We start from the raw sequence: 9478 nt of genomic DNA, 5'->3' as shown, positions 1-9478 counted from the left end.
TAGAAATTAAGCCAAATGCAGGTGCTAAACCTTCTGTAGTTACCTTAAAAATGATTCGAAATGATCGCTGGAGGATATATGACGTTGTATTTGCTGGCGTCAGTGTTGTGCAAAATTACAGCGCACAATTTAACTCACATATTAAACGTAAAGGCTTGGATAGTTTGATTAAAAAAACTATCCAAAGACTAAATAAAAAATAATGTATAAACTGGTTATTAAGGGTGGCAAACCTCTTAACGGTACCGTTAAGATTGCCGGTTCTAAAAATGCTGCTTTGCCAATCTTATTTGCTTCAATTTTAGCAGATGGTCCCATAAATCTTAAAAACACCCCGCATTTAAGTGATGTTTCAACCACACTTAGATTATTAATGGACATGGGTGCAGAATTTATTCTTGAGTCTGATAATTCTTTATATATAGATTCTTCAAAACTAACAAAGTTTACTGGCGAATATGATTTAGTTAAAACTATGCGTGCATCAATCTTGGCGCTTGGGCCAATGTTGGCAAAATACAAAGAAGCTAAAATCTCTTTACCAGGTGGTTGTGCTATCGGTACCCGACCTGTTAACCTACATTTAAAAGCTCTAGAAGATCTGGGCGCTAAAATTCATGTCAAAAATGGTTATATATATGCAACCACGGATCAGCTTATTGGCACTGATATACATTTTGAACAAGTCAGCGTCACTGCCACTGAAAATATTCTAATGGCAGCAACCTTAGCAAAAGGCTTAACCACTATTGATAACGCTGCTCAAGAGCCAGAAATTATTGATCTGGTTAATTGTTTAATTAAGATGGGCGCCAAAATAACAGGCGCAGGCACCTCTATAATTTCTATTGAAGGTGTTTCTAGTTTATCTGGCGCTAGTCATAGCGTTTGCCCTGATCGTATCGAAGCGGGAACATATTTAATTGCAGCGACTATTACTGGTGGCAAAGTAACACTCAAAAACGTTCGCCACCAATCCATGCAATCTGTACTTGATAAACTTAAAGAAACCGGCGCTGAAATTGATTGTAGCGACAATACAATTACACTGGATATGAAGGGGAAACGCCCTAAAGCGGTTAATGTTAAAACCAGTGTTTATCCAAATTTCCCAACTGATATGCAAGCGCAGTTTTGCGCGCTTAATTGTATTGCAGATGGTCAGTCAGCTATCACTGAGACCATATTTGAGAATCGCTTTATGCACATTCCAGAGCTATCTCGTATGGGAGCAGACCTAACTTTAGAAGGTAACACGGTTATTTGTAAAGGTGTAAAATTGCTCACGGGTGCAAATTTGATGGCAACTGACCTGCGAGCTTCAGCTTCTTTGGTGCTTGCAGGTTTGGTAGCAAAAGGCACAACCACAATCGAACGTGTTTATCACCTTGATCGCGGATATGAAACCATTGAAGAAAAATTAAAATTATTAGGTGCTCAAATTGAGCGCATACAAGATTAGAGAGAAATATCATGTTAACCATTGCACTATCTAAAGGTAGAATTTTAGAACAAACCCTACCTTTATTAAAAAAAGCCGGGTTGGAAATTGCTGCCGAAGAACTAAACTCTCGTAAGCTAATTCTAGATACCAATCTTGATGATGTTAAAGTTGTTATTATCCGTGGCACTGACGTACCTGTTTTTGTTCAGCATGGTGCTGCTGATATGGGTATTACTGGCAAAGATATACTACTTGAACATGGTGCTAATGGATTATTTGAAATGCTAGATTTAGGCATTGCTAAATGTAGACTTATGGTGGCTGCTAAATCTGAAAACTACCAGCAAGGTAATATTTTAAAAGTAGCAACTAAGTATGTTAAATCTGCAAAAAAATATTTTGAACAAAAAGATCAGCCTTGTGAAATCATCAAACTTTATGGTGCGATGGAATTAGCACCTGTGGTTGGTTTATCACATTGTATTGTAGATATCGTAGATACAGGCAATACACTTAAAGCTAATGGCCTTATTCCGCTGGATCATATTGAAGACATTAGTTCAAGACTGGTAGTTAATAGTGCTTCGTTTAAAACTCAAAATACAGCGATTAAATCTTGGGTTGATGCTATTGAGAAAAGTCTATGATCGCTAAGCTTTCATCAGCCCAGTCAGATTTTCAAGATAATTTAAATAAGCTTCTCGCCTGGGAAGCTGTATCTAACAAAAATGTTGCAAAAACTGTGGATGATATTATTGCTAATATTCGCACTGATGGCGACAAAGCCTTAGTTGACTATACTAATCAGTTTGACAGAATGAGTGTTAGTAATATAGGTGAGCTAACTATCAAAGTATCAACCTTAAAAGAGGCATATGACACACTTGATGATAAACAAAAAACTGCATTAAAAACAGCAGCTGATCGGGTTAATAATTATCATCAAAAGCAAAAGCAAGCCACTTGGACTTACACTGAAGATAACGGTACTATGTTGGGTCAAAAAATAACACCACTTGATCGCGTTGGTCTTTATGTTCCTGGTGGAAAGGCTGCTTATCCATCTTCAGTACTTATGAATGCCATTCCTGCAAAGGTAGCGGGTGTTGAAGAACTTATTATGGTGGTTCCAACCCCAGATGGCGTTGTTAACCAATTAGTACTTGCTGCGGCTTATATTTCAGGTGTAGACACTGTCTTTACTGTTGGTGGCGCACAAGCTGTTGCAGCCCTTGCTTATGGTACGCAAACTATTCCTAAAGTTGATAAGATTGTTGGCCCAGGTAATATCTATGTCGCCACGGCTAAGCGCGCAGTATTTGGTCAAGTTGGCATCGATATGATCGCTGGACCGAGTGAAATTTTGATTATTTGTGATGGTAAAACCAACCCTGATTGGATTGCTATGGATTTGTTTTCTCAAGCTGAGCATGATGAAGATGCGCAATCTATCTTGTTATGTCCAGATGCAGATTTTATCGATCAAGTTCAAGCGAGTATCGCTAAATTATTACCAACAATGGAGCGTAAGGCTATTATTGCCACTGCTTTAAAAGACCGTGGCGCTCTTATTCTAACCAAAGACATGGATGAGGCAGTTGAGATCTCTAATCAGATCGCTCCTGAGCATTTAGAGTTGTCAGTTGAAGATCCACAAAGCATGCTCGACGGCATTAAACATGCGGGTGCAATATTTATGGGTCGTCACACGTGTGAATCTTTAGGTGACTATTGCGCAGGTCCAAATCATGTTTTACCGACATCTGGCACAGCACGTTTTTCATCGCCCCTAGGTGTTTATGACTTCCAAAAGAAATCAAGCTTAATCATGGTATCTGATGAAGGCGCTAATGTCTTAGGCGAAATTGCTGCAACACTTGCTGATGGTGAAGGGTTGCAAGCGCATGCTCAATCTGCCAGATACCGAATAAAATAGCTTCTTATTTTTCCCTTCTGTTTTGTTAGATTTTTAAAATTTTCAATCGCATAGATTGATTATGCTCAATCAAACTTTACAAACTTCGCCTTGCAGAATAAAAAAATACTTGTTATTTAGGGATGAAACCAGTCATTTCGATTATTTCCGAAATTATGGTCATTGCATTATAAGTCTTTACTATAACAGCAATATTTCAGATAAAAACCACTCAAAAATGCTTTTTTTGGCTTTAAATTAGTCTTTTTAAGGGTGATTAATGTCTTTTAAATCTAGAAATATTGCAATTCGCATTATTTTCGAAATTTTTATAAGTGTTTTCTAAAAAGGAAATTTGTTTCCACCACCGATACCAGGTAATTTCATCTTGGATAGATCTGGCATACCCGTTGGCATTTCTCCACCTTGAGCACCCGCCATTTTTGCCATCATTTTTTGCATTTTTCCGCCGCCCATTTTCTTCATTTGTTTTTGCATTTTCTCAAATTGCTTTAACAACTTGTTAACGTCTTGTGGGCCGGTGCCAGAGCCTTTGGCAATACGGTTTTTGCGAGAGCCTTTAATGAGTTTGGTATGTGATCGCTCTTTGGGCGTCATGGAATTAATAATGGCTACCATACGCTTGGTATCCACCCCACCCATCATCTGATTTTTAACACTTTGAGGAATTTGCCCCATGCCAGGCATTTTATCCATCAAGGCTTCCATGCCACCCATTTGCTCCATTTGTAAGAGCTGATCACGCATATCGGATAAATCAAACTGACCTTTGGCCATTTTTTTAACGGATTTTTCTGCCTTTTTATGGTCAACTTTTCGTGAAATTTCTTCCACCAAAGATAACACATCACCCATGCCCAATAATCTTGAAACAATACGATCTGGATGAAAAGGTTCTAGCGCATCAATTTTTTCACCAACACCCAAAAACTTAATTGGCTTACCAGTAATATAGCGCACAGACAGTGCAGCACCGCCACGTGCATCACCATCAGTTTTAGTTAAGATAACACCCGTTAATGGCAATGCATCTGCAAAAGATTTGGCTGTATGCGCTGCATCTTGGCCAGTCATTGAGTCAACTACGAATAAGGTTTCAATAGGATTGACTTGTTTTTGCAAGATTTGAATTTCATCCATCATCTCACTATCTACATGCAAACGGCCAGCAGTATCAACCAAAAGCACGTCATGAAATTGTTTTTGCGCATGTCTTTTAGCATCGGCAACTATTTTTTCTGGCTTTTGATCAATACTTGATGGGAAGAAATCTATTCCAACCTGTTTGGCTAAAACCTCTAACTGCTCAATAGCAGCTGGACGATAAACATCCGCACTAACGACCAATACTTTTTTGTTTTCACGTTCTTTTAGATAGTGCGCCAGCTTAGCGATAGAAGTTGTTTTACCTGCACCTTGAAGACCTGCCACCATAACCACTGCTGGCGGTTGAGTTTTAAGATCTAGGGTTTTGTTTTCACCGCCGATAATGTCGGTTAATTCAGTTTCAACTAACTTGATAAAAGCCTGGGAAGGGTTGAGTCCTTCGCCAACTTTTAAACCTAATGCTTTTTCTTGTACACGATCCAAAAAGGCTTTGATAACCTCAAGCGCTACATCGGCTTCTAATAAAGCTCGACGAACTTCGCGAATAGCCTCTTTAATATTAGACTGGGAAAGTTTACTTTTACCCTGAAGGGTTTTAAAACTATTGGATAGGCGCTCGGTTAAATTATCAAACATTATTACAATTATTGAATCAAAGTATCGTATTATAATAGCTTGTATTAATCCAACAAGTTAAATATGTTTTTATCTTATTTCGCAATATCAGCTTACCTTGCTGCAGCCCTTTTGCTGATGCGTTTTTTTAGCCAGAATGAACTTAAGCATCCTCGCCAACAAACTACCTCATTACTCATTAGTTTTGCTATTATTGCTCAAACACTTACCTTTACTAATTTTTGGACGCCTGATGGTGTTGTATTTGGACTAGCAAATAGCACGTCTTTCGTTGGCTGGTTGGTGGCTATTTTGCTATTCCTTTCTTCTATTTCTAAACCTGTACATGCGCTGGGAATTTTGGTTTATCCATTAGCAGCTTTGTCATTGGTGTTTGGTATTTTATTTCCAGATACTGGCGATAACCTCATTCCTTTAAGTATCGCTTCACATGTTTTTTTATCAATAACTGCTTACGCCCTATTGGCTTTAGCTGTATGTCAATCAATCTTATTGAAAGTTCAAGAGCGCCATCTTCATGATCGTAGTATTAACGTTTTTATTAATAAGTTGCCGCCTCTGCAAACCATGGAAAGATTACTGTTCCAAAATTTAAGAATTGGTTTTTATCTGCTAACTTTATCTTTAATTAGTGGCTTTATTTTTATTGATAATTTCTTTGCACAGCAACTGATGCATAAGACTATTTTGTCGATCATTGCTTGGGGTATTTTTGCAATACTAGTGATTGGACGAAGCACTTTTGGTTGGCGTGGAAAACAAGCGATTACCGCTACTCAAATTGGATTTGGGTTATTAGTCGTTGCCTATTTCGGCTCTAAGTTTGTCATAGAGCGCTTATTATCTTAAGATCGTAAGGCTTTTAGTCGATATGAAGCACTGCTAAGAACGCCTCTTGAGGGATATCTACTCGACCTACACTACGCATACGTTTTTTACCTTTTTTCTGCTTATCAAGTAATTTACGCTTACGTGAGACATCGCCACCATAACATTTCGCTGTTACATTTTTCCTAAGCGCTTTCACGTTCGCACGAGAAATAATCTTCACACCAATACAAGCCTGAATAGCGACATCAAACATTTGACGCGGAATTAGTTCTTTCATTTTCTCGGCTAACTCCCTACCTTTACGTATAGAATCATCACGATGAATAATAAGTGCTAAAGCATCTACAGGCTCTTGATTAATCATGATATCTAGGCGAATAAGATCCGATTCTTGATAGCGTGTAAATTGATAATCCATAGAGGCAAAGCCACGAGATACAGACTTTAGACGATCAAAGAAATCAAGCACAACTTCATTAAGTGGTAGCTCATAGACCAACTGCACTTGTCTACCCATGTAAGTAATAGATTTTTGCATGCCACGTTTTTCAATGCACAAACTAATAACCGCACCTACATACTCGTCCGTTACTAAAATATTAGCAGTGATAATCGGCTCTCTAAACTCTGCAATCGCTTGATTTTCAGGCATTTTAGAAGGGCTATCAACATGATGAATAATGCCTTTAGTGTCTAAGATTTCGTAAATAACTGTTGGTGCTGTAGTAATAAGATCAAGATCATATTCGCGCTCAAGTCGCTCCTGCACAATCTCCATGTGCAACAAGCCCAAAAATCCGATTCTAAAACCGAATCCTAATGCATCAGAACTTTCAGGCTCGTATTGTAAAGCTGCATCGTTAAGTCGAAGTTTTGCTAATGCATCACGGAATTTTTCATAGTCTTCGCCAGAGATAGGAAATATTCCTGCGAATACTCTAGGTTGCACTGGTTTAAAACCTTCTAACGCTTCAACTACCGAATTTTTAGCACTGGTAATGGTATCACCCACTGGCGCACCATCAATATTTTTAATGTTGGCAATTAAAAATCCAACTTCACCAGCTTTCAAGCTATCAGTCTTTACGCGTTTAGGTGTAAATACACCAACTTCATCAACTGAATGTTCGTCACCATTAGAGAAAATTTTGATCTTCGTTTTAGCTTTAATTTCACCATCAATCACACGAATTAACGATACAACGCCTAAGTAATTATCAAACCAAGAGTCGATAATAAGTGCCTTAATAGGGGCATCGATTTCACCTTCAGGCGCAGGTATTTTTTCAACAATTTGTTCTAAAATATCTTGTATTCCAATACCGGATTTCGCACTAGCATGTACCGCATCAGTTGCTTCGATGCCAATAACATCTTCAATTTCTTCAATAACACGTTCTGGCTCTGCAGCAGGAAGATCAATCTTATTCAAAACTGCAACCACTTCCAGACCTTGCTCAAGAGCGGTATAACAATTAGCCACTGTTTGAGCTTCGACTCCTTGTGAAGCATCAACAATTAATAACGCACCTTCACAAGCAGATAAAGAACGAGAAACTTCATAAGAGAAATCAACATGGCCCGGCGTATCAATAAAGTTTAGCTGGTAAATTTCACCATTATTTGCCTTGTAGTCTAGCGTCACACTTTGAGATTTGATTGTGATACCGCGCTCTTTCTCAATATCCATTGAATCAAGCACTTGCGCGGACATTTCGCGATCACTCAGGCCGCCACAAAACTGGATAAACCGATCAGCAATAGTAGATTTACCATGATCAATATGGGCAATAATTGAAAAATTACGGATGTTCTTCATGAGAGTGATAAAATCAAGGTTTTAAACATCTCATTATACAAGCAATGAATAAAGTTCAATCCATTACCTGCTCTGCAACTAGTAATTTAGACGTTAACATTCCTGACCCACAAGGGCGCAATATTATTTTGTACTTCTACCCCAAAGATGCTACCCCAGGCTGTACCACTGAAGGTCAAGATTTTAGGGATAACCATCAAGCCTTTGTCGATGCGAATGCCGTCATTTATGGTGTATCAAAAGACACTTTGGCGAAACATGAGAAATTTAAAGCCAAACAAGTATTTCCATTTGAGCTAATCTCTGATGAAGAAGGTGAGTTATGCGAAGCCTTCAAAGTATGGCAGTTAAAAAAATTCATGGGCAAAGAGTATATGGGAATCGTGCGCTCCACTTTTATCATTAGCCCTGAAGGTGATATCCTTAAATCTTGGGATAAGGCTAGAGTTAAAGGTCATGTTAATGAGGTCTTGGATGCGCTTGAATCTCTATGATAAAATAAGCTTTTATCAATTTAAGTATTAACCATTATGAACAAAGTTAAATCAATCAACTGCAAAGCAACCAGCAATTTAGATATTAGTATTCCTGATGCAAAAAGACGCAACATTGTGTTGTATTTCTATCCTAAAGATGCTACTTCAGGCTGCACGCTTGAAGGTCAAGATTTTAGGGATAACCATCAAGCTTTTGTCGATGCAAATTGCGTGATCTATGGCGTGTCAAAAGATAGCATGGCTAGCCATGAACAATTCAAAAAAGATCAATCATTTCCATTTGAACTAATTGCTGATGAAGACGGCACACTATGTGAGGCATTCGGTATATGGCAATTAAAACCTGGAAATGGCGAACAAAAAATAGGTATTGTGCGCTCAACTTTTATCATTAATGCAAATGGTGACATCTTAAAATCTTGGGATAAGGTTGCAGTAGGCGGTCATGTCGAAGCAGTATTAGCAGAGGTTCAATCACTATGAGTAATGTAGATTTTAATGAAGTTGATAAGTTTGCCGCGCTAGCCTCTCGCTGGTGGGACAAAAATTCGGAATTTAAACCACTTCATGACATTAACCCTTTGCGCCTTGATTATATTAAAGAGCGTTGCAACAACTCTCTAGAGAACTTAAATATTCTAGATGTAGGTTGTGGCGGTGGCATTCTTACTGAAGCTATGTGCGAGCAAGGTGCAAAAGTAACTGGCATTGATATGGCAGAAGCTGGACTCGAAGTAGCCAAGCTGCACTTATTGGAATCCGGATTAGAAGTTGATTATCAAAAGATTCCAGTAGAAGAATTAGCCAAAACTCACGCTGGACAATTTGACGTAGTAACTTGTCTAGAAATGCTTGAACACGTTCCTGATCCAAGTTCTGTTATTAAAGCTTGTGCTACTTTGGTCAAGCCAGGTGGTCAAGTGTTTTTATCAACCCTTAATCGTAATGCCAAGTCATACTTGTTTGCGATCATTGGTGCTGAGTATGTCTTAAAACTTCTACCTCAGGGCACGCATGATTGGGACAATTTCATTAAACCAAGTGAAATGGATGAATGGTCAAGACAAGCTGATATGTCGTTAAAAGGCATGATTGGCATGACTTATAATCCATTTAAGAAAACCTACAAGTTAGGGCATGACGTCAGTGTTAATTACCTATGTCATTATTCAAAATAATCCAATAAATCTTTAATTTTCTTAAAGAAA

General features: G+C 38.3%; 10 protein-coding genes. 8 read left to right on the top strand and 2 right to left on the bottom strand.

Annotated elements, in window-relative coordinates; genetic code table 11:
• From N9Y32_04140 to hisD, 4 genes are all read left to right on the top strand, one after another.
• The coding region (locus N9Y32_04140; protein ID MDB2590202.1) for an ABC transporter substrate-binding protein at positions 1-203 on the top strand (203 nt) is incomplete at its 5' end.
• The gene (gene murA, locus N9Y32_04135; protein ID MDB2590201.1) at positions 203-1462 is read left to right on the top strand and encodes a UDP-N-acetylglucosamine 1-carboxyvinyltransferase; all 1260 of its coding nucleotides are present in this window, start codon (positions 203-205) and stop codon (positions 1460-1462) included. The genes N9Y32_04140 and murA, both read left to right, overlap by 1 nt.
• A gap of 11 nt (positions 1463-1473) precedes the next feature.
• A complete protein-coding gene (hisG, locus tag N9Y32_04130) occupies positions 1474-2091 on the top strand; it encodes an ATP phosphoribosyltransferase (protein MDB2590200.1) in 618 nt (205 codons plus the stop codon).
• Positions 2088-3380: a histidinol dehydrogenase gene (hisD, locus tag N9Y32_04125; protein ID MDB2590199.1), complete on the top strand. Its 1293-nt coding sequence runs from the start codon at positions 2088-2090 to the stop codon at positions 3378-3380. The genes hisG and hisD overlap by 4 nt, the downstream gene beginning before the upstream one ends.
• Before the next feature lie 321 nt (positions 3381-3701).
• Here the strand turns inward: hisD and ffh are convergent, their stop codons facing one another.
• Positions 3702-5123, bottom strand: a complete 1422-nt coding sequence (gene ffh / locus N9Y32_04120; protein MDB2590198.1) for a signal recognition particle protein — start codon at positions 5121-5123, stop codon at positions 3702-3704.
• 63 nt (positions 5124-5186) lie between these two features.
• On the opposite strand from ffh, the gene ccsA reads away from it, so the two are divergent.
• A complete protein-coding gene (ccsA, locus tag N9Y32_04115; GenBank protein MDB2590197.1) occupies positions 5187-5972 on the top strand; it encodes a cytochrome c biogenesis protein CcsA in 786 nt (261 codons plus the stop codon).
• A gap of 13 nt (positions 5973-5985) precedes the next feature.
• Here the strand turns inward: ccsA and lepA are convergent, their stop codons facing one another.
• Entirely contained in the window at positions 5986-7773 is a 1788-nt protein-coding gene (gene lepA, locus N9Y32_04110) for a translation elongation factor 4 (protein MDB2590196.1), read from the bottom strand.
• A 44-nt stretch (positions 7774-7817) separates the two neighbouring features.
• On the opposite strand from lepA, the gene N9Y32_04105 reads away from it, so the two are divergent.
• From N9Y32_04105 to ubiG, 3 genes are read left to right on the top strand one after another with little or no spacing between them, the layout of a single operon-like run.
• Positions 7818-8267 carry a peroxiredoxin gene (locus tag N9Y32_04105; protein ID MDB2590195.1) on the top strand — a complete coding sequence of 150 codons (450 nt, stop codon included), beginning with the start codon at positions 7818-7820 and terminating at the stop codon, positions 8265-8267.
• A 36-nt stretch (positions 8268-8303) separates the two neighbouring features.
• Positions 8304-8753, top strand: coding sequence for a peroxiredoxin (locus tag N9Y32_04100; protein ID MDB2590194.1), 450 nt, complete (start codon positions 8304-8306; stop codon positions 8751-8753).
• Complete coding sequence (ubiG, locus tag N9Y32_04095; GenBank protein MDB2590193.1) at positions 8750-9448, top strand: bifunctional 2-polyprenyl-6-hydroxyphenol methylase/3-demethylubiquinol 3-O-methyltransferase UbiG; 699 nt, start codon at positions 8750-8752, stop codon at positions 9446-9448. The genes N9Y32_04100 and ubiG overlap by 4 nt, the downstream gene beginning before the upstream one ends.
• Positions 9449-9478: the final 30 nt, after the last annotated feature.

This window comes from Candidatus Thioglobus sp., assembly GCA_028228555.1.
Classification (GTDB): Bacteria; Pseudomonadota; Gammaproteobacteria; order PS1; family Pseudothioglobaceae; genus Thioglobus_A.
The sequence above is the reverse complement of the archived record's forward strand: the minus strand, read 5'-3'. Positions and strand labels throughout refer to the sequence as shown.